17 protein-coding genes are annotated in these 18,950 nt (G+C 70.6%); 9 read left to right on the forward strand and 8 right to left on the reverse strand.

What is annotated here, in order from left to right:
* Window positions 1-6: 6 nt before the first annotated feature.
* On the forward strand, window positions 7-1,908 hold the full coding sequence (locus ACFY3V_RS35785; protein WP_389779629.1) for an efflux RND transporter periplasmic adaptor subunit: 1,902 nt from the start codon (window positions 7-9) through the stop codon (window positions 1,906-1,908).
* 196 nt (window positions 1,909-2,104) lie between these two features.
* On the opposite strand, the gene ACFY3V_RS35790 is transcribed toward ACFY3V_RS35785, so the two are convergent.
* The 4 genes from ACFY3V_RS35790 to ACFY3V_RS35805 all read right to left on the reverse strand — a co-directional run bounded on the left by ACFY3V_RS35790 (window position 2,105) and on the right by ACFY3V_RS35805 (window position 6,619).
* A complete protein-coding gene (locus ACFY3V_RS35790) occupies window positions 2,105-3,505 on the reverse strand; it encodes an ATP-binding protein (RefSeq protein WP_389779631.1) in 1,401 nt (466 codons plus the stop codon).
* The gene (locus tag ACFY3V_RS35795; protein WP_362520582.1) at window positions 3,505-4,212 is read right to left on the reverse strand and encodes a response regulator transcription factor; all 708 of its coding nucleotides are present in this window, start codon (window positions 4,210-4,212) and stop codon (window positions 3,505-3,507) included. Before ACFY3V_RS35795 ends, ACFY3V_RS35790 begins: the two co-directional genes overlap by 1 nt.
* Window positions 4,213-4,246: 34 nt before the next feature.
* Window positions 4,247-5,437 (reverse strand): L-2-hydroxyglutarate oxidase, encoded by a 1,191-nt coding sequence (lhgO, locus tag ACFY3V_RS35800; RefSeq protein WP_389779633.1) that lies wholly within the window; start codon window positions 5,435-5,437, stop codon window positions 4,247-4,249.
* Window positions 5,438-5,593: 156 nt separating this feature from the next.
* Window positions 5,594-6,619, reverse strand: a complete 1,026-nt coding sequence (locus tag ACFY3V_RS35805) for an NAD-dependent epimerase/dehydratase family protein (protein WP_350945772.1) — start codon at window positions 6,617-6,619, stop codon at window positions 5,594-5,596.
* Window positions 6,620-7,045: 426 nt separating this feature from the next.
* Here ACFY3V_RS35805 and ACFY3V_RS35810 point away from each other — a divergent pair, with 426 nt between their 5' ends.
* Entirely contained in the window at window positions 7,046-7,423 is a 378-nt protein-coding gene (locus ACFY3V_RS35810; protein ID WP_362905414.1) for an STAS domain-containing protein, read from the forward strand.
* Window positions 7,424-7,441: 18 nt separating this feature from the next.
* Here the strand turns inward: ACFY3V_RS35810 and ACFY3V_RS35815 are convergent, their stop codons facing one another.
* Entirely contained in the window at window positions 7,442-8,665 is a 1,224-nt protein-coding gene (locus tag ACFY3V_RS35815) for a hypothetical protein (RefSeq protein WP_389779636.1), read from the reverse strand.
* Window positions 8,666-8,783: 118 nt separating this feature from the next.
* On the opposite strand from ACFY3V_RS35815, the gene ACFY3V_RS35820 reads away from it, so the two are divergent.
* The gene (locus ACFY3V_RS35820) at window positions 8,784-9,752 is read left to right on the forward strand and encodes an aldo/keto reductase (RefSeq protein ID WP_350945775.1); all 969 of its coding nucleotides are present in this window, start codon (window positions 8,784-8,786) and stop codon (window positions 9,750-9,752) included.
* 219 nt (window positions 9,753-9,971) lie between these two features.
* Here ACFY3V_RS35820 and ACFY3V_RS35825 read toward each other — a convergent pair whose 3' ends face one another.
* Window positions 9,972-11,516 carry an MFS transporter gene (locus ACFY3V_RS35825; protein ID WP_389779638.1) on the reverse strand — a complete coding sequence of 515 codons (1,545 nt, stop codon included), beginning with the start codon at window positions 11,514-11,516 and terminating at the stop codon, window positions 9,972-9,974.
* Between the two features lie 92 nt (window positions 11,517-11,608).
* Complete coding sequence (locus ACFY3V_RS35830) at window positions 11,609-12,064, reverse strand: MarR family transcriptional regulator (protein WP_350945778.1); 456 nt, start codon at window positions 12,062-12,064, stop codon at window positions 11,609-11,611.
* Window positions 12,065-12,515: 451 nt separating this feature from the next.
* Here ACFY3V_RS35830 and ACFY3V_RS35835 point away from each other — a divergent pair, with 451 nt between their 5' ends.
* Window positions 12,516-13,172 (forward strand): hypothetical protein, encoded by a 657-nt coding sequence (locus ACFY3V_RS35835; protein WP_389779641.1) that lies wholly within the window; start codon window positions 12,516-12,518, stop codon window positions 13,170-13,172.
* Window positions 13,173-13,478: 306 nt separating this feature from the next.
* Here ACFY3V_RS35835 and ACFY3V_RS35840 read toward each other — a convergent pair whose 3' ends face one another.
* The gene (locus ACFY3V_RS35840; protein WP_389779643.1) at window positions 13,479-13,649 is read right to left on the reverse strand and encodes a hypothetical protein; all 171 of its coding nucleotides are present in this window, start codon (window positions 13,647-13,649) and stop codon (window positions 13,479-13,481) included.
* A 14-nt stretch (window positions 13,650-13,663) separates the two neighbouring features.
* On the opposite strand from ACFY3V_RS35840, the gene ACFY3V_RS35845 reads away from it, so the two are divergent.
* The 5 genes from ACFY3V_RS35845 to ACFY3V_RS35865 all read left to right on the forward strand — a co-directional run bounded on the left by ACFY3V_RS35845 (window position 13,664) and on the right by ACFY3V_RS35865 (window position 18,834).
* Window positions 13,664-14,077, forward strand: a complete 414-nt coding sequence (locus ACFY3V_RS35845) for a hypothetical protein (protein WP_389779645.1) — start codon at window positions 13,664-13,666, stop codon at window positions 14,075-14,077.
* Window positions 14,078-14,118: 41 nt separating this feature from the next.
* Complete coding sequence (locus ACFY3V_RS35850; protein WP_389779647.1) at window positions 14,119-14,997, forward strand: AraC family transcriptional regulator N-terminal domain-containing protein; 879 nt, start codon at window positions 14,119-14,121, stop codon at window positions 14,995-14,997.
* Window positions 14,998-15,176: 179 nt separating this feature from the next.
* Window positions 15,177-15,719: a (2Fe-2S)-binding protein gene (locus ACFY3V_RS35855; RefSeq protein ID WP_389779649.1), complete on the forward strand. Its 543-nt coding sequence runs from the start codon at window positions 15,177-15,179 to the stop codon at window positions 15,717-15,719.
* Window positions 15,716-16,711 (forward strand): FAD binding domain-containing protein, encoded by a 996-nt coding sequence (locus ACFY3V_RS35860; RefSeq protein ID WP_389779651.1) that lies wholly within the window; start codon window positions 15,716-15,718, stop codon window positions 16,709-16,711. Before ACFY3V_RS35855 ends, ACFY3V_RS35860 begins: the two co-directional genes overlap by 4 nt.
* On the forward strand, window positions 16,708-18,834 hold the full coding sequence (locus ACFY3V_RS35865; RefSeq protein ID WP_389779653.1) for a xanthine dehydrogenase family protein molybdopterin-binding subunit: 2,127 nt from the start codon (window positions 16,708-16,710) through the stop codon (window positions 18,832-18,834). Before ACFY3V_RS35860 ends, ACFY3V_RS35865 begins: the two co-directional genes overlap by 4 nt.
* Window positions 18,835-18,950 lie beyond the last annotated feature (116 nt).

Genomic DNA, 18,950 nt, shown 5'->3' on the forward strand with positions numbered 1-18,950 from the left:
TCCGCCATGAGACCGACCCATCTCCCGAAGCGCCTGCGCGCGGGAGGACTCGCCCTGGCCGCCCTCGTCCTCGTGGGCGCGGGAGCGATCGTCGCGCTGGACAGCGGCTCCGACGAGGCCCCGCGGACAGAGCCGGTGTCCGCCAGGCGCGGGACCGTGACCGCCGCGGTGTCGGCCGCAGGCAGCACCGTGGACGACGGCACCCGCGAGCTGGCCTTCGGCGGATCGGGGACGGTCACGAAGGTCTACGTCAAGGCCGGGGACAGGGTCGGCAAGGGGGACGTACTCGCCAGGATCGGTCCCGAGCCCGCGCGCGAGCGCCACGCCGCCGCGAAGGCGCGGCTCGCGGCGGCCGAGGAGGCACGGGAGGCGGCGGAAAGCACGGGCACGACCGGGACCGGGCAGCAGAGCGGAGGCCAGGCAGGGGCCGAGCAGCCGGGTGATCAGACGACGGATCAGACGAGCGATCAGGCAGGGTCCGACCGCTCGGGTGGTCAGACGGGAACCGACCGCTCGAACGATCGGGCAGGGTCCGACCGCTCGGGGGGTCGAACCGGTTCCGACCGGCCGGGGCCCGCCACGCGGACCGGCTGCGAACCCACGGCGACGCGACCCCCTGGAGCGGGCGCCACCGCCACCCCTTCCGTCCCCGCCGAGGCTCCGGAGCCCGTACGCACGATCTCGCCGCCCCCGGCACCCGCGCCGACCGAATCGACGCGGACCGTACAGATCGCTCCCGCGGGCGGGATCGTCCCCGCCGGATACCGCCTCACGACGGCACCCGCCCTCACCCCCACCCCCGTGCCCGTACGGGACTCCATGTCCGTACCGGCGCGATCCTCGGCCGCGACGCCCGCGCCCACCTCGACCGCGACACCGACGGTGACGGCGCGTCCGGATGACGGTTCTCCCTGGCCCGCCCCGACGGTCACCGTCACCGTGACGGCCGCCCCGACGGTGACCGTGACGGCCACCGCCACGGTCACCGTGACCGCGAGGCCCGAAGGGAACGGACCGCCCACCATTCCCACCGGCCCCTCGGCCGGTCCCGGCGAGCACCCCGGACCGACGGCGAGCCCCACCCGCCCCACCGGGACGGCCGTACCGACCGCCAGGCCCACCGCCACCGCGTGCCCCACCCCGAAGCCGAGCGCGAGCACGGGAACGGGGGCCGACCGGGGCACGTCTCCGAACAGGGACACCGGACAGAACACCCGGCAGGGTCCTCAGCAGAGCGGCGGAACCGGGCGGGGGGCGCTCACCGTGGAGCAGGCCGATGCTCGTGTGAAGGAGGCGCGGGCGGAGCTGACCGACGCCACGAAGGAACTCGCGGGCGTGCGAATCGTCGCCCCCGTCGACGGCACCGTCATATCCGTCGCCGGAGCGGTCGGCGACCGCGTGGGCACCGGCACCTTCCTCACCCTCGGGAACCTGGACGAACTCCAGGTGGAGGCGCTGTTCACCGAGTCGGACATCGGCAGCCTGAAGCCGGGACAGCAGGCGGCGATCACCCTCGCCACGCGACAGGGAGAGAAGTACCCGGGCAGCGTGACAGCCATCGCCCCCACCCCGACCACGAGCGACCGACTGGTGCGGTACGGCGTCACGATCGCGTTCGACGCCCCTCCGCCGAACCTCCTCGTGGGCCAGACCGCCTCGGTCACCGTGACCGTCGCCGAGTCCGCGGAGACGCTCTACGTCCCCGCACAGGCCGTACGGACCGGAGACGGAGTCTCCAGGGTCACCGTGCGGGGCGGCGCGGAGCGGGTCGTGGAGACGGGGGTCCGCAGCGACCGCTACGTCGAGATCACCTCCGGGCTGTCCGAGAACGACCAGGTGATACTGCCCGGCGCGACCGAGGGGGAGTTCCCCGACAGCAGCTGGCCGGAGGCCGACGCCCCCCGGTAGGGGCCGACCGGAGCTGTCAGACATCGACAGGACTCCGGAAACCTCTCGCGGCCACCGCGGCCACCCCAGGACCGGCTCGGAGCCGTCAGACATCGACAAGGGGGGCGTTCGGCGGGGCAGGTCGTACCCGGCAGGACGCCGGCCACCCCACCCGTACGACCGGGCCAGAAGCCGACGGCTTCGTACCGGAGGGAGATCAGTCGGATTCCGAGGCGAGGGGGAGGACCACCCGGAACGTCGCCCCCTTGCCCGGGTCGGACTCCACGGCGACACGGCCGCCGTGGGCCTCGACCATCGCGGCCACGATGGCGAGGCCGAGACCGCTCCCGCCGTCCTCGGGAGCGCGCCGCCCCCGGGCGGAGTCGGCGCGGTAGAACCGTTCGAAGACGCGCTCGCGCTGCTCGGTGGTGAGGCCCGGCCCCTCGTCCGCGACCTCGATGACGGCCATGTCGCCGTCGCCGGAGCCGTCGCTGGAGAGGAGCACCCGTACGGGGGTGCCCTCGGGGGTGTGGGTGAGCGCGTTGGTCATGAGGTTGCCCACGACCTGGCGGAGCCGTACCTCGTCGCCGGAGACGATGAGCGCGGAGCCGTCCACCGAGAGCGTGACATCGCGCTCCGGGGCGAGGATGCGGGCGTCGTGGACGGCGTCGGCGGCGATGGCGAGCAGGTCGACCGGGCGCATGACCATCGGTCGCTGCTGGTCGAGCCTGGCCAGCATGAGCAGGTCGTCGACGAGCAGGCCCATCCTGACCGCCTCGGACTCGACCCTGCGCATCAGCGGCGCGGCGTCGATGCCGGGCGCCTGCCGGTAGAACTCGGCGAAGCCCCTGATGGAGGTGAGCGGCGTGCGGAGTTCGTGCGAGGCGTCCGCGACGAACCGGCGCATGCGCTCCTCCGAACTGCGGGCCGAGGACTCCGACTCGGAACGGGCACGGAAGGCCGCCTCGATCTGGGCGAGCATGCCGTTCAGCGACCGGCCGAGGCGGCCCACCTCGGTGCGCGGGTCGGCGTCGGGGACGCGGCGGCCCAGGTCTCCGGCGGCGATCGCCTCGGCGGTGCGCTCGATCTCCTCCAGCGGGCGCAGGCTCCTGCGGATGATCACTACACCGGCTCCGGCGAGCATCAGCACCAGGCCGCCTCCGCCGAGCAGTTCCACCAGCGCGAGCTGGCCGACGATCTGCCGTACCTCGCTCATGTCCACGGCCACGATGAGGCTCTCACCGGTGTCCAACGAGGTCACCCGGACCCGCCAGTCACCGTTCTCGAAGAGCTCGCCGACCCGGCCGTGGGAGATGTCCGGCCCCGGCTTGCCCTCCACGTCGATGCCGCTGAGCAGGACGAGGGTCCTGTTGTTCTTGTCGCGGAGCTCCAGCCTGGCGTCGGAGGGCATCAACTTGCCCCCCAGCGCGATGATGCCCCGGTTGTTCATGCGGCGCAGCGCGGAGTCGGTGGTGATGTCGATCTGGCTGTCGACGCGGTCGATCAGGTAGCCGCGCATGATCGAGACGCTGCCGACGCCGATGAGGGCGAGCGCGACCGTGAGCAGGAGCAGGATGACGCCGATCAGCTTCACCCGCAGCGGGGTCGCGTTGAGCATCACGGAGCCGGTGGCAGGCGCAGCACGTATCCGACACCGCGCAGGGTGTGGATCAGCCTCGGGTCGACATTGTCGATCTTGCGGCGGAGCACGGAGACATAGGACTCCACGATCCCGACGTCGCCCCTGAAGTCGTAGTCCCATACGTGGTCGAGGATCTGGACCTTGGACAGCACCCGTCCCGCGTTCGCCATGAAGTAGCGCAGCAGCTTGAACTCCGTCGGCGACAGCGCCACCGCCTGGCCCTTGCGCCACACCTCGTGGCTCTCCTCGTCGAGTTCGATGTCGGCGAAGGTGAGCCGGGGCGGCCTGGGGCTGAGCTCGCCGGAGTTGGTACGGCGCAGCACGGCCCGGATGCGGGCCACGACCTCCTCCAGGCTGAACGGCTTGGTCACGTAGTCGTCCCCGCCCATGGTCAGCCCTCGGATCTTGTCCTCGGTGGCGTCACGCGCGGTGAGGAAGACCACGGGGGTGTCGCTGCCGCCGCCGCGCAGGCGCCGTACGACGTCGAAGCCGTCCATGTCGGGGAGCATCACGTCGAGGACGATGAGGTCGGGCCGGTGCCGCTGGACGGCGGCGACGGCCTCCGTGCCGTTACCCGCCGTGTTGACGCCGAACCCGGCGAACCGCAGGCTCGCGGCCAGGAGTTCGAGGATGTTGGGCTCGTCCTCGACGATCAGCAGACGTGCCTCGGGTGAGTCGGTCACTGGTCTATTTTCACCGGCCCACATGAGAAAGCAGTTAACTGGTCAAGACAGAGGCTAACCCCACAATATGCCTGGCTATCGCCAAACTCGATGTGGCCGCCGGTGAGGGGGCGTTGCGCACGAGGGCGACGCGGCCGTGTACGTCGATCGCGAAGTCGTCCAGCATGCCGCCCTGTCTGTCCACAGCCTGTGCGCGGACGCCTCCCGAGGTCCTCACCAGGTCGGCGGCGGTGAGGGCCGGGACGTAACGGCGCGCGGCCCTCAGGAACGATCCTTTACCCATCGAACCGGCCACCTCCCGCACCCCGGTCCTCCAGTGCCTCGCCGCCAGCCGCCGGGTGCCCCGCCAGGCGAGGGTCCGGCCCAGGTCGGCGAGGTCGACGTTTCGCCAGGAGTAGCCTTCCAGCGCCAGCGCCATGACCGCGTTGGGGCCGACCAGCACCTCGCCGTCGATCCTGCGGGTCAGGTGCACGCCGAGGAACGGGTACCGGGGGTCGGGAACCGGATAGATGAGCCCGCGGACCAGGTCTTTCGCCTCCCCGGCCAGCGCGTAGTACTCGCCGCGGAAGGGGACGATCCGCACGTCGCCGGGGACCCCCGCCATCCGCGCGACGGTGTCGGTGCCGAGCCCGGCGCAGACGATCACCCGGTCGAAGTCGAGCGTCCGCTCCCCCGCCAGGACGTTCACCCCGCTCGCGGTCTCCCGTACGGCACGCACCGGATGGGAGAGCAGCACCGAGCCGCCGCTCTCCTCCACGTCCAGGGCGAGGCGCCGGGCGACGGCGGGGAAGTCGGCGATCGCGGTGTGCGGGGAGTGCACGGCGCCCACGCCGACGGCGTGCGGCTCGATCTCGCGCAGGGCGAGCGCGTCGAGTTCGGCGATGCCGGGAACCCCGTTCGCGCGGGCCCGCTCGGCGATGCTCCGCAGTTCGGGGCGCTCGGAGCCGATGGAGGCGACGACGAGCTTGCCGACCTCGTCGTACGGGATGCGGTGCTCGGCGCAGTACTGCCGAAGCAGCGCGACGCCCTCCCTGCAGAGCCTGGCCTTGAGCGAGCCGGGGCGGTAGTAGATCCCGGCGTGGACGACTCCGCTGTTGTGCCCGGTCTGGTGGGCCCCGACGCGGTCCTCCTTGTCGAGGACGGTCACGGTGGCCCCGTGGGTCAGCGCCGTCTCCCTGGCCACGGCCAGCCCGACGATTCCCGCACCGACGATCCCGACCTTCATCGCCGGTTCCTCCCTTCTCCTTACGGGTCCCCACGGATTTCCCTCGGGGCCCCCTGTGGAGCGATCATGCGGTGATCCGAGGTGGTCTGAGTGATCTGGGCAGCCCGAGCGATCTGGGTGATCTGGGTGATCGCGTCCGTTGGGACGAAAGACGCGTCATCGCGTGACACTACCCGCCAGCCTCCCGACCTTGTCGACGGTGAGATGTCCTTCCTGGGCCAGCCAGCGCAGCGAGTCGGCGACGGTCTCCTGGACCGGCCGCAGGCTCACGCCGAGCGCCTCCAGGGTCGGGGTGTCGTACGTGCGGACCATCGTGACCATCATCTCGACGGCGTCCCTGGTCAGCGGGTAGTCGATCTCCTTGATCAGCTTCATCACGTCACCCACGGCCGCCGCGCCGCGCAGCACCGAGCGGTGGATACGGAACCTCCTGCAGCGGTTCCCCGTCACCTCGTCGCAGACGTCGGCGAGCTGCGCCCAGGTGAGGTAGTGCCCGCCCAGCATGAACCGGCGCGGCCCCCGCCCCGGTTCGAGGCAGCGGGCGAGCACGACGGCCAGATCCCGTACGTCGACGATGTTGGCGCCGCCCGCGGTGATCGGCCAGCCCTGTTCCAGCCCGGCGCGCAGGCCCTCCACCATCGCGTCCAGCGAGGGCTGGTACGGCCCCACGACCCCGGCCGGGTAGACGATCGTGATCGGCATCCCCTGGTCCTGGAGCCTCCTCGCGTAGCGTTCGGCGGAGATCTTGCTCCTGCCGTACTCGTTCCTCGGCGTGGAGAGCGGGCTCTCGGTCGTGATGACCGGCCCGGCCGGGGGCACGAAGACGCCAATGGTGGAAATATGCACGATCGGGTCGAGACCGAGTTCCACGGCCTGTCCAAGGACGTTCTTCGCCCCGGTCACATTCGTACCGCCCAGATCTCCGGCCTGGCCGATGATCCCGATTTCCGCGGCGGCGTGAATGACCGCGTCGCACCGTTCGAGCCCGTCCCGCACGGCCGCCGCGTCGCGGATATCGGCCGTGTGCAGGGGGACCTCCTCCGTCACCCCGACGGCGGCGAGCACCTCGCGTGTTTTCCGGGGATCGCGTATGAGAAGAAGCGGTTCATGCCCGTCGGCGAGGAGCGCGGCGACCGCATGCGAGCCGACGAAACCTGACGCTCCGGTCACCAAAACGCGCATGCCTGAAAGTTATCGGCAACCATCACCGCAGGAGAAGGGATAACCGGCCTGGTTCTTAACCGTCATTGCCAATGCGGGAAACAAGCCCAGGCCGGTCAAGGAATACGCGAATATGTCGGGGCAATAAATCGTTATGCGGTCATTCATTTTCGCCACGAGATCACGACCCGCACCACCTCCCGAGCCGTGAGATCACATCTCGTGCCGCCTCCCGGGGGCGGCACGAGACCACGAGCCCACCGATTTCCGAGGCCGGCGCGAGATCCCCGGACCGGCTCCTGGGGGGAAGGGCGGCCGGCGGGTTCCCACAGCCGTTACGCACATGTCTCCCGACCGTCGCCCACCCCGGTGGCACGGAGGGGTATACCTTGATCAGGCCGGATGGCGGCCAGAACCGACCGCGTCACCGGGTGGAGATACGAGGCGATGAGCAGAGAACTCTCCATCGACGTCGATCGCCAAGAACACGCGGACTGCGCCGTGATCACGGTCGTGGGTGACATCGACCACAACTCCAGCGAGTTGCTCAGGGAGACGATCGAACGACTGGTCGCCGACCACCGACCGCGGATCGTCATCGACGCGGAAGGCATCACCTTCTGCGACTCCACCGGGCTGCGGGTGCTCCTGAGCGGTGCGCGGGTGGCCTCGGAGGCGGGCGGGTGGCTGCGTCTCGCCGGAATCTCGGACGTCCTCAGCCGCCTCCTGCGGATGACCGACCTCTCCACCTGGTTTCCCGTCGATCCCGATGTGACGACCGCCCTCGACCGTGCCGCCCGCCGCGACACCCAGTCCCCCGGCTGAGTGAGCCTCCGAGGTCCCTCAGCGGGTCTTGCGGGCGATCAGGGTGATGGTGCCGATCGCGCCCGTCGCGATGACCAGCCAGAGGAGCACGGCCAGGACCGGCACCCCGGCCTCCGCGCCGTCGCCCGCTGTTTTCGCGTCCTCACCGTCCTCACCGCTCCTCGCCCCGGCGACCGGGGTGGGCACCGGCTCGCCGGTGGTGTCGGAGGTCGGTGTGGGGGCCGCCTGGCGTAGGGCGGAGGCGGGTTCGGAGGCGCCGAGGGCCGCCGCGGGCAGCGGCACCCGGTAGACCGGGCTGCGGCTGCCCTCGCTGCCGGTCAGCAGGTATCTGCCGTCGCGGGTGTAGGTGATCGACTCGGCCTGTCGCAACTCCGGCATCGTCACCCGGGCGATCTGCTCTCCCGGGGCGCGGTAGACCGTGGCCGAGAAGTAGGTGCGGATCACGAAGCTCGATCCGTCGGGTGCGTAGGCGGCGTCGGTGGCCATGATGGGCGCGGGCCCGACCTTGCGGAGGACGTTGACCCTGTCGGTGCGCAACCGCTTCGGTGCCTGGTAGACGGCACCGGCGAACTGCTTGGTCACGATGTAGAGGCGGCCGGTGTGGGGGTGCACCATGATTCCCTCGGCGTTGCGCCCGCCGTCCTCGTACCGGAACCGGTAGCGCACCGCAGGGACGACGGCGTCCCTCATCACGGCGGGTTCCGCCACCTTGTATACGGAAATATCAGGCCATGCCCCTTCCAGGTTGTCGCCGATATCGGCGAACCAGAGCACCCCCTGACCGGTCCGCGGGTCGGTGGACGCCGCCATGCCCTCCCAGTCGCGGGACTCCGCCCCTCGCAGGGTGAAGGTCGCGCGGGTCCGCCCGTCGGGGCCGACCGCGTAGAACACCGGGCCCGCGGAGCTGTCGTTGTGGGTGTAGTAGATGTCCTTGCCGGTCGGCGAGACCGCCAGCCCGCTCGACTCGGTGATCCGGCTGTCCTTGAAACGGAAGAGGATCCGCGCCCCGTCGTCCGCCCCCGCCTCCCGTTCGTCGCCGGCCCTCGTGCCCTCCCCGCCCTCGGCCTCCCGCGCATCCGCCCGTACGCCGTCCCCCGTGTCCGCCCGTACGCCGTGTCCCGCGTCCTCCCGAACGCCCTCACCGTCGCCGGCCCGCGCGCCCTGGCCCGCGAGGACCGTGGCCACGGTCAGGCAGGCCACCGCGAACACGCGAACCACGACTTCCCCCCGCTTACTCAGCATTCAGCCATCATGCCCCGGCCGTGCGTACGGGCGGCACAGACGTGGCGGGTCCGATCGGCGCCGATTTCTCACGCAATCCACTCGCCTGGAGTGCACTCCAGGTACCTAGGGTGGACACATGGACTATACGCAGCTTGGCCGTACCGGCCTGAAGGTCAGCCGCCTCTGCCTGGGCACGATGAACTTCGGCCCCCTGACCACGGAGGACGACTCCTTCGCGATCATGGACCACGCCCACGAGCTGGGGATCAACTTTTTCGACACGGCCAACGTCTACGGCTGGAAGAAGGGCGAGGGCGTCACCGAGCAGATCATCGGCCGCTGGTTCGCGAAGGGTGGCGGGCGCCGCGAGAAGACGGTGATCGCCACGAAGCTCTACGGCTCGATGGGCGACTGGCCCAACGAGGGCCAGCTGTCCGCGCTCAACATCCGCCGCGCCGCCGACGCCTCGCTGAAGCGGATGCAGACCGACTACATCGACCTCTACCAGGCGCACCACGTCGACCGGAACACCTCGTTCGACGAGTTCTGGGAGGCGATGGACATCCTCAAGCAGCAGGGCAAGATCCTGTACGTGGGGTCGTCCAACTTCGCGGGCTGGCACATCACCAAGGCCCAGGAGAGCGCGCGGCGTCGCAACAGCCTCGGCCTGGTCTCCGAGCAGTCCCACTACAACCTGATCGTCCGTGAGCCCGAGCTTGAGGTGATCCCGGCGTCCGAGGACTACGGGGTGGGCCTGATCCCGTGGAGCCCGCTCGCGGGCGGCCTGCTCGGCGGCATCCTGCGGAAGATCGACAAGGGACGTTCGGCCTCGGAGCAGATCACCAAGCAGCTGGACAAGCACCGCGACAAGATCGAGCGCTACGAGGAGTTCTGCGACGAGCTGGGCGAGGACCCGGCGAACGTCGGCCTGGCGTGGCTGCTCCACCAGAAGGTCGTCACCGCGCCGATCATCGGGCCGCGCACACTCGACCAGCTCGACGGCACCACCAGGGCGCTGGAGATCGTTCTGGACGAGAAGGCCCTCGCCCGCCTGGACGAGATCTTCCCCGGCTTCAAGACGGCGCCCGAGCACTACGCCTGGTAGCGCCGGGAGGCTAGGACACCAGGGCGCCGATCACCACGAGGAGCACGAGCAGTGCGAGCACCGTGGGCAGCAGCCAGCGACGGGGACGATCCACGCCCTGGAGCCTAGCTCTGCCCACGGGGTGCGCGCGCCCCCGGGCGCCGTTCCTCGACCGTCTCGTGGCGGTCCCCGGCCCCGCAGCGGGTCCGGCCCTCGCGTTCGACGGCGAGAACGGGCTCGTCACGCACCGGTGGCGGCGGGGATTCCACGGACGGCCGCACGCGACCTCCTGCCGATCACCCTCGTCAGCATTATGGCCACACCGCAGCCGATCAGGGTGAGCGCACCGCCCACCATGACCCCCGCGCGCGGGCCGCCCAGCTCGGAGATCCAGCCGAGCAGCGGCGCGCCGATCGGGGCTCCGCCGGTGAACACGAGCACGTAGATCCCCATCACCCGTCCGCGCATCTCCGGCGAGGTGGCGAGCTGCACGCTGGCGTTGGCCGCGGTGTTCACCGAGATCAACGCGATGCCCGCGGGCACGAGGGAGAGCAGGTACAGCGGGTACCACGGGGCCAGGCCACTCGCGATCTGGAACAGGCCGAACGCGACCGCGCCGCCGACCAGCAGTCTCCGGCTGGGTCGTACCCGCCGTGCCGCCATGAGCGCACCCGCGAGAGCACCGACCGCGAACATGCTGGAGGCGAGCCCGAACGAGGCCGCGCCCGCCCCGAAGACCTCACGCGCCATGAGCGCGATCGACATCGAGAACGACTGCGTGAACAGCGAGACGAAGGCGACCAGCAGTATCGGCATGAGCAGCTCGGGCCGCGCCATCACGTACCGCAGGCCCTCGCGGAGCTGCCCCTTCGCCCTCGGCACCGGCTCTGGGGTGGTCAGCTCGGAGGTGCGCATGAGCAGCAGACCGGCGAGCACGCCCGCGAAGGACAGGGCGTTGATCAGGAAGATCGGGCCGGTGCCGCCGAACGCGTAGATCAGGACACCCGCGACGGCCGGGCCGACCACGCGGGCCAGGTTGAAGCTCGACGCGTTCAGCGCGATCGCGTTGGACAGGTCCTTGCGGCCGACCATCTCCACGACGAACGACTGCCGGGTCGGCACCTCGACGCAGGCGATGAGGCCGAGCAGGAACGCCATCGCGAACACCTGCCAGACCTGGGCCGAGCCGGTCACGACGAGCACGCCCATGGTGAGCGCCAGCAGGCCCATGAACGACTGGGCGACGATCAGCAGCAGCCGCTTGGAGTAGCGGTCGGCGAGCATGCCGCCCCACAGGCCGAAGAGCAGCAACGGCAGGAACTGCAGCATGACGGTCACGCCCAGCGCGAAGGCGCTGCCGTTGGTCAGGTCGAGCACGAGCAGGTCCTGCGCGGTGCGCTGCATCCACGAGCCGACGTTGGAGACCACGCCTCCGGCCGCGAACAGCCGGTAGTTGTAGACGCGCAGGGAGCGGAACATCCCGCCCCGCGTCTCGGGCACGGGCTGGGCCGTCCCGCTCTCCGTGGCCTGCAACTCGCTCGCGGCGGCGGCCCGCGCGGCCCGCCGCCGCCTCATCCTCGCCCTCAGCCCGATCTTCTTGCGTGGGCTCCCGCCCGGCTCACCCGCCGGATTCGCGCCGGTTTCCCCGCTCGACTCTCCGGCCGGACTCGCGCCGGACTTCCCGCTCAGCTCTCCAGCCGAACTCGCGCCGGACTCCTGGCCCGGCGCGTCGTCCCGCTCCCCCTGTGACCCCTGCGACCGCGTTCCCGCCTCGCCCCCGGGCACGGCGGAGACCCCGGCGCCGTGTGGGATTCCGGTGTCATGTGGAACCCGGGCGTTGTGTGGGACCCCGGGTTGCTCGGGTTCTTCCGGTTCGGCTAGATCCGGCTGAGCTTCTCCAGTATCGGAGCCGCCTGCCGGAGCGTCGCCCTCTCCTCGGGTGTCAGCTCCTTCAGCCGCTGTGTCAGCCACGCCTCCTTGAGGCGCCGCTCCTCCCTCAGCAGCGTTGAGCCCTGCTCTGTCACGCTCACGGTCACCTGGCGCCGATCGGTCGGGTGCGGTGTGCGTGACACCAGCTCCCGCTCGGCCAGCACGGCGATCACGCGTGTCATCGAGGGCGGCTGCACCTTCTCCAACTCGGCCAATTCGCCGGGGGTTATCGCGGAATGCCGTTCTACGGCGGCGAGCGTCGCGAGCTGGGTGGGCGTCAACGAGTGCACCGCGGCCTGCCTGCGCAGGCGTCTGTTCAGTCGTGCCAGCGACACGCGCAGAGCCGAAGCGAGACCGGCGTCGCTGCGCAGGCTCGCGACGTGGTCCTTCCTGGGGTGGTTCATTAGCGTAAGTCATTACCTTTGCTAACTATATACGGATGCACGTGATTCCCTCCAGAGGGTTTTCTTCTTGGCGCGGGGCCGTACAGCGTGCCAGACGGACGGGAGATCGCCAACCCGCCCGGAGCACCCGGGGTTCCTCGCCGGGAACCCCGGGGAGAGCTCGACACCCAGTGGAAACGCCGGCGGGTCCGGCCGTACTCCCCCTGCGGAAGCCGAGGTCCTTCGAAGGAGCGACCTCTCACACCAGGATCTCACCGCCCGCCTCGCCCCTCGAAGCCGCCGTCGCACATCCCGAAACGCCGGCGGAAGGGCGGCGGGGTGCCACCCGGCTTCTCGTCCTCACGCGGCGCCGGATCTCATGGAATTCTCAGTTCGGGATGAGGGAGGTCTCAGATGCTCAGCCGACCATCGGTCCGGTAAGTGCCATGCCCTTCATCGGACAAGGAGTTACATGAACCGCACCAAACGCATGATCATAATCGCCGGCGCCGGCACCGCTCTCGCCGCCGGACTGACCGTCCCCGTGGCGGCCTGGGCGACCAGCCCCACCCCCGCGCCGTCGTCCTCCTCCTCGGAGACCCCCGGCACCGCCACCGACGGCCCGCGCGGCCTACGTGGCCCGCACGGCGGTCCCGGTGGTCCCGGTGGTCACGGTGGTCCCGGTGCTCTCCATGGCCCCGGCCACCACGAGGAGATGGCCGCCAAGCTCGCCGAGATCCTCGGGGTCGACAAGGACAAGGTCACCACGGCCCTGGAGGAGATCAGAAAAGAAGGCGGCCCCGGCCGACCGCCCAAGGCCCCCGAGCAGGACGAGGCGGAGAAGGCCGCCCCGCAGGACGAGCCGAACGCCCCGCAGGATGAGCCGAAGAAGGCCGCCCCTCGGGAACGACTGGCCGAGGCCCTGGCCGGCAAGCTCGGGATCAGCGCGGACAAGGTCGTCGCAGCGCTGGAGACGCTCGATCAGCAACACCGCGCCGAGGCTGAGACAGCCTTCGCCGAACGGCTGAAGGAGGCCGTCACCGCCGGCACGCTCACCCAGGCCGAATCCGACGCCGTCCTCAAGGCGTACCGCGCGGGTCTGATCCCCGCCGGCCCTCGGGGACGCTGAGCACAACGGCACGGGAGCACGTACGGCCGTCACGGTGATCGCCTTCCAAGGCCCACCGTGACGGCCGTACCTCGTCCTTGGGAGTTCACCACGGTGTACGGGACGGCGCTCACGAGCAAGGCGGGGTGAGCGATCCATACACGGCCGCTACCTGATTTGAAGCCGGGAAATCCCTGGTCTTGGACCGCGGACACCACTACCGGTGCGCCGCTGGCCGCCCCTCGGCTCGCCACGGCGTACGAGAACGCGGAAGGCCGTCGCGGTGCCCACGTTCTCGGATCACCGTGACGGCCTTCCGCGCGTCGCTCAGCCGAGGCCGAACATGGCCTTGATCGGGCCGAGTGCGAAGTAGACGACGAACAGGCCCGCGACCGTCCACATCAGCGGGTGGACCTCACCGGCCTTGCCCTTGATGGCCTTGATCAGCACGAAGGTGACGAAGCCCGCGCCGATGCCGTTCGCGATCGATTTCACCATCAAGTCAGGTAACCATGGAGTGTACGACATGGACTCCCCGCCGTGTCGGCGGTCGCACCGAACTCGACATCAACCCTGACCTGCTCGTTTGGGCTCTCTACGCCCGCGAGTCCGAGGACGCCGACCGAGAAGCCGAGCAGGTGACGAACCAGCTCGACGACCTACGAGGCTTCGTCGCCGACATCGGCGGACGCATCGGCAAGGAGTACGCGGAGAACGACATGTCCGCGTTCAAGAAGATGCGCGCCCGCCTCGAAGACGGGACGATGGCCTACCGCGTCATCCGACCTGTCTGGGACACCCTCATGCGGGAGCCGCGGCGCGGGACCCACAACGCTCTGGCGCTTCCGAACATCGGTCGCGGCATGCGCACCCCTGACCGCGTCGAGATCAAGACGCCGCCCGAGCACCCGGTGGCCGGCTCGTAAGCTGAGCGTCAGTCCGTCCGGCCGGTGGTTCAATCGGTGCCGTGCCTCTCGACGAGTTACGTGATCTGATCAACAGACATGCCCGGCCCGATCTGAGCTGCGCCATCGGCGACGTGCTGATCTTCCGGGCCGAACAGCCCTACCCGCCGACGCCGACCACGTACGGCAAGGTGCTCACCGTCGTCGCGCAGGGCGTCAAGCGATTCGCGCTGGGCAACCGCCTGTACGAATTCCGTGCCGGGCAGTACCTCATCGCCTCCGTCAACCTGCCGGTGACCAGCCATTTCACCGAGGCCAGCCCGGAAGCCCCGGGGCTGGGGGTCGGGCTGACCCTGCACCCGGCGGCCGTGGCCGAGATGTTGCTGCTCGCGAAGCCCGGTGAGCTGCCGGAGATCGAGCCCGCCGCCCCGCCGGGGCTGGCCGTCAGCGACGCGCCGGCCGAGCTCGTCGACGCCGTGCTGCGGTTGTTGCGGCTGCTCGACATGCCTCGGGACATCACCGCGCTCGCGCCACTGATCAAGCGGGAGATCCTCTGGCGGCTCATCACCGGGGAGCAGGGGGCCATCATCCGCCAGTTCGGGCTGCCCGACAGCGAGCTCAGCGGCATCGCCCGCGCCGTGCGGTGGATCCGGGACAACTACGCGCGGCCGTTCCGGGTGGAGGAGGCGGCCCACCAGGCGGGCATGAGCGTCTCCGCCTTCCACCGCAGTTTCCACGCCGTCACGGCGATGAGCCCCATTCAGTTCCAGAAGCAGATCCGATTGCAGCAGGCCCGGCTGCAGCTCGCCGCCCAGCCCAACGACATCACGGGAGTCAGCCGCCGGGTCGGTTACGACAGCCCTTCTCAGTTCAGCCGCGAATATCGCCGCCAGTTCGGCGAACCACCCAGTCAGGACGCCGCCCGCCTGCACGCCTGGTGATTTGCACAAAGCTCGCGTTCTCCTGCCCGATCCTGCTCATTTCGCCTCTCCGTACTTGAAAAAGGCGGGTACGAAGAGAATTAGGCAAGGAGTCGCAAGTATCGGACAAGCGTTTTCCAGCCACCCGCTGGTTGCATGGAACCCCGTTCGCATCTGTCGGGTGGCGAGAGGAAAACGCGATGACCGACGACTTCTCCAGTGAGATCTCGCTGGAGGTCAACGACGTGACGCACCGCCTGCCGGTGGACAACCGCAGGACCCTGCTCGACGCCCTCCGGGAGGACGTCGGGCACACCGGCCCGAAGAAGGGCTGCGATCACGGGCAGTGCGGCGCGTGCACCGTGCTGGTCGACGGCCGCCGGGTGGTGTCCTGCCTGACGCTGGCGGTCGCCACCGAAGGTGCGCGCGTCACCACGGTCGAGGGGCTCGCCGGTGACGGCGGGCTGCGGCCGCTCCAGGAGGCGTTCGTCCGGCTCGACGGGTTCCAGTGCGGTTTCTGCACACCGGGGCAACTCTGCTCGGCGGTCGGCATGCTGACCGAACACGCGGCGGGCTGGCCGAGCGCCGCCACCGCCGAGTTCTCCCCCGACCTGCCGACGGCCGAACTGGACGCCGCCGAGGTACGCGAGCGCATGAGCGGCAACCTGTGCCGCTGCGGCGCGTACCCTTCGATCGTGCGCGCGGTGCTGGAGACCGCCGCGCGCGAGGCGGTGAACGGATGAGGCAGTTCTCCTACCGGCGCGTGACCGAGGTGCGCGACGCCCTCACACTCGTCGCCGGGCACGACGACGCCCACTACCTGGGCGGCGGCACGAACCTCATCGACCTGATGAAGAACGGCGTCGAGACGCCGGGCCGCCTGGTGGACGTGCGCCGCCTCCCGCTCGACGGGGTGCGCCCGACGCCGGACGGCGGCCTGCTCATCGGCGCGACCACGACCAATAGCGACGCCGCCGCCGATCCCGAGGTGCGCCGCCGGTATCCGGCGCTGAGTCAGGCGGTGCTCGCGGGCGCTTCGGGCCAGTTGCGGAACATGGCCACGGTCGGCGGCAACCTGCTCCAGCGCACCCGATGCGGTTACTTCGCCGACCTGTCGCAACCGTGCAACAAGCGCACCCCGGGCAGCGGCTGTGCGGCGATCACCGGAGCGCACCACAACCACGCCGTCCTGGACTGGACCGGCCACTGCGTGGCCACGCACCCCTCCGACATGGCGGTGCCGCTGGCCGCCTTCGACGCGGTGGTGCGATACGAGACGCTCGAAGGCCCCGGTGAGATCCCGCTGACGGACTTCTACCTGCCGGTCGGCGACCGCCCGGACCGGGAGACGGCGCTGCCACCCGGCGCGCTGATCACCGCGGTCGTCCTCCCCCCGTCCACCACCGCGCGGCGCTCGTGTTACCGGAAGGTGCGCGAACGCGCGTCGTACGCCTTCGCCACCGTCTCCGTCGCGGTGGCCCTGGACGTCGAGGACGGCTTCGTGCGTGACGTGCGGATCGCGCTCGGCGGGGTGGCCTCGCGTCCGTGGCGGGCGCGGAGCGCCGAGGAGGTCCTCCGGGATGCACCCGCCACCGCCGGCCGGTTCCGGGAGGCGGCCGAGGCGGAACTGGCCGCCGCCGAACCGTTGCGCGACAACGCCTACAAGGTGACCTTGGCCGTCAACCTCATCGAGGCCGTGCTGACCGAACTGTCCGGAAAGAAGGGTGAGCGATGAGCTCGGAACCGACCACCGCCGCAGTCGGCAGCGCGCGCCCCCGGATCGAGGGCCGTCTCAAGGTCACCGGCGCCGCCCGTTACGCCGCCGACGAGCCGCGACCGGACCTCGCGCACGGCTGGATCATCACGGCCACCGTCGCCCGGGGCCGAATTCGCGACATCGACGTCTCCGCCGCGCTCGGCATGCCCGGGGTGCTGGGCGTGCTCGACCACCGCCACGCGCCCCGGCTCAACCCTCAGGCGGGTAACTACTTCGGCCCCGACGGCAGCCTGCTGCTGTTGCAGGACGAGGTCGTCCCGTACGCCGGCCGTCCCATCGCCCTGGTGGTGGCGGAGACACCCGAGCAGGCACGGGCCGCCGCCGAGGCGGTCCGGGTGACCTACCGGCCCGAACCGCACGACGTGGACTTCCGGCTCGACCACCCCGCCGCCCGCCCGGCATCCACCGCCTTCGGCCCGGAGGCCGACACCGGCGATGTGGAGGCCGAACTGGCCGCGTCCGCGATCGTGGTGGACCAGCGCTACCGCACGCCCGAGGAGAACTGCGGCGCGATGGAGCCGCACGCCGCGACCGCGTGGTGGGAGGACGACCACCTGCACGCCGTGGATTCCAACCAGGGGCCTTTCAGCGTCTCGCAGGTGCTGGCGACGTTGTTCGAGATGGACCGCGATTGGGTGCACATCCGGGCCGAGCACGTCGGTGGCGGTTTCGGGGCCAAGGGTATGTGCGGCCCGCAGATGATCCTCGCCGCGATGGCCGCCCGGAGATTCGGGCGTCCCGTGCGCGTCACACTCACCCGCGAGCAAGTGTTCCTGTCCACCGCGCTGAGGCCTCCGACCGACCAGTGGCTGCGCGTCGGCGCCGACACCGACGGCCGCCTGCGCGCCATCCACCACCGGCCCGCGTTCGCGCTGTCCCCGCTCGCCGAGTACATCGAGTGGTGCAGCGAACAGGCCATGACCCTCTACGCGGCCCCGGCCATCCGCACCGAGCTCACCGCCGTCCCACTCGACATCCTGCCGCCGAGCCCGATGCGCGGGCCCGGCGCGACGCCCGGGTCCTTCGCCCTGGAGTCGGCGATGGACGAGGTGGCCGAGCGGCTCGGCCTCGACCCACTGGAGCTGCGGTTGCGCAACCAGCCGGCCGTGGGCCCCGTGTCCGGTCGGCCGTTCAGCAGCCGCCGCTCGGTCGCCTGCCTTCGGGAGGGTGCGCGCCGGTTCGGCTGGGCCGGCCGCGACCACCGCCCCCGGACTCGGCGCGAAGGGCACCTGCTCATCGGCACCGGCATGGCCACCACCTCCTTCAGCGCCGGGGTGTTCCCCTCGTCGGCGTCGATCACCGCCGAGGCGGACGGCACGTTCACCGTCGCCATCGGCGCGACCGACATCGGCACCGGTGCGCGCACCGCCCTGACCGCCGTCGCGGCCGACGCACTGGGAGTCGGTACGGAGCGCATCCGCATCCGCATCGCCGACAGCGACCTCGGCATGGCCTGGAACGCCGGAGGCTCCCGGGGCACCACATCGTGGTCGTTCGCGATCACCGAGGCCGCCAAGGCGCTGCTCGAACGGCTGGAGGAGCCGGTCCGGCCGGTGACGGCGACGGTGGACACCAGCGCCCTGATCGACTACCGGCCGGAGAAGGAACGCCACACCTACAGCGCGGTGTTCGCGGAGGTGAGCGTCGACCCCGCCACCGGCGAAGTCCGGGTACGCCGGATGCTCGGCATGTTCGCCGTCGGCCGGGTGATCAACCCGCTGCTGGCGCGCAGCCAGGTCGTCGGGGGAATGATCATGGGTCTGTCGATGGCGCTGCACGAGGAAGGCCTCCGCGATCCCGCGACCGGCCGGCAGGTCAACGCCGACTTCGCCGGCTACCACATCGCCGCGCACGCCGACGTTCCCGACATCGAGGCCGACTTCGTGCCCGACTACGAGCCGGACGACCCGCTGGGCCTCAACGGCCTCGGCGAGATCGGCACGGCCGGCACGGCGGCGGCGATCGCCAACGCCGTCTGGCACGCCACGGGGACCCGCCAGCGCATTCTGCCGATCCGTCTCGACCGCGTGCTGGAGACGGTGACGTCCGGCGTCCGGGCCGGAGGCCTCGGTGTTGCCTGAGGTGTGGCCGTTCCTCGCCGCCCGGCGCCGGGCGGGGCGGCGGGGCGTCTTGGCTGGACCGGCCGCCCTCTTCGCCACGGCGACCTGCCGATCCGTGCCGCTGAGGTGATGGCACA

Origin of the sequence: Streptosporangium sp. NPDC000095 (assembly GCF_042899335.1) — a bacterium.
Taxonomy (GTDB): domain Bacteria; phylum Actinomycetota; class Actinomycetes; order Streptosporangiales; family Streptosporangiaceae; genus Streptosporangium.